General features: G+C 38.1%; 1 protein-coding gene. It reads right to left on the bottom strand.

The genetic code is table 11. From position 1 onward, the window contains the following. Window positions 1–67: 67 nt before the first annotated feature. On the bottom strand, window positions 68–1,420 hold the full coding sequence (locus VEZ01S_RS16245) for an ISNCY family transposase (RefSeq protein ID WP_119005724.1): 1,353 nt from the start codon (window positions 1,418–1,420) through the stop codon (window positions 68–70). Window positions 1,421–1,539: the final 119 nt, after the last annotated feature.

The following is a 1,539-nucleotide window of genomic DNA, read 5'->3' as shown; positions in this document are numbered from 1 at the left end:
TTTGTCAATCCAATTTAAAAATGTCTCTCTATTTTTCTAATTAGAAATGTCACTTTTTAAAGATTGACTATTCTTTGGTATTGGAGGATTTGAATAACTCAGGATTGGTTAGAACTGGATTAATAGCCCTGAGTTGTTCTTTTAAAGCTCGTTGTTGGGCTTTTCGTCTTGGTGATTTTTTACTTCTACTGCGTTTTTGTTGTTCATCAAAGTCATCTTGTTTTTGCTTAGCAAACTTCAGTACATTGCCTAAACGTTTGTTATCGACTATTTGAGCTTGATTTACATTTTCTAACTTATCGAAGATTTTGAAGTTAAGCTTTTTGTAGCCATAACAAATGGCAATATGTCCATCTGGATAGTCGAGTACTTTCACTGTTTCATGAACCAATCGAGCGTTTTCTTCAGTGTTTTCAATTAGGTAAACAACCTTGTCATACTGGAATGTCAGTGCATTTGAGAGCTTTCTTGTTTCTTGCCAACTAAAGATATCATCAAGTTCTTCAGAAGATTCGCGAACCTTACGGTGCATGTCTTTTGGGTAGTTTGCAGGCTTACTAAAACGGCGGTTAAAGTCGTCAATAAAGTAGGGCAACCATGTATTAGCTTCCTCAATGGTATTAATACCTTGTAGTCTCATTTCCTTAACTAAACGATCTTGAAGCGTCAAATTAGCTCGCTCAACACGGCCTTTAGCTTGAGAGCTATTAGCACATATTAACTCAATGCCAAGCTCTCTAAGAATACGGCCATATTGCGTTTCACCAACACGTTTATGTTTTTCTTGATTTACACGAAATATCGAGTGTTTATCGCTGTAGAACGCAACTGGTTTTCCGTGTTCATTCAGGTATTCACGAGTCGCAAGCATATAGTCAAATGCAGACTCAGTTTCACTGAAACGAAGGTTCATTAGGCGACCAGTGGCATCGTCAATAAACACCAGAAGACAACACTTATCACTGCGTCCTTCAAACCAGTCATGGTGAGAGCCATCAATTTGAATTAGTTCACCAAGGCAATCTCGACGATAACGTGGTTGGTAAACTCGGGGCTTACGTTGAGAATGAGGGATCCAGAGGCCATCAGCTATCATCCATTGCCGTAAAGTTTCAACAGATACTCGGAGGTTATGGATTTCAGATAATTTTTCATGAGCCAACGAAGGACCAAAATCAGGATAATACTGAGTAATAGTATCTAAAATATAACTTCGATAATCCGATGGGAGTTTATTATTGCTGGGTTTACCTCGTGACTTATGAGACAAACCGGCTGCGCCATATTGGCGTAGCCGATTCATCAGACGTTGAACTTGTCTAACACTAAGATTTAAAAGTTCAGCCGCATCAATACGGCGGAGTCGGCGTTCACATACATCTTGAATTACTTTAAGACGATCGATTTCATTATCACTCATAGCTATCAACATTCCTAAGCCTCCAAAACTAAGTCAGATATTAAAACGATAGTTCAAGACTCAGTTATAGTGACATTTTAACTTTGATAAAAAGTGACATTACAACTTTGGACTTACAA

This window comes from Vibrio ezurae NBRC 102218 (assembly GCF_000467185.1).
Classification (GTDB): Bacteria; Pseudomonadota; Gammaproteobacteria; order Enterobacterales; family Vibrionaceae; genus Vibrio; species Vibrio ezurae.
Note: the sequence above shows the minus strand (reverse complement) of the source record. Positions and strands in the feature narration are given on the sequence as shown.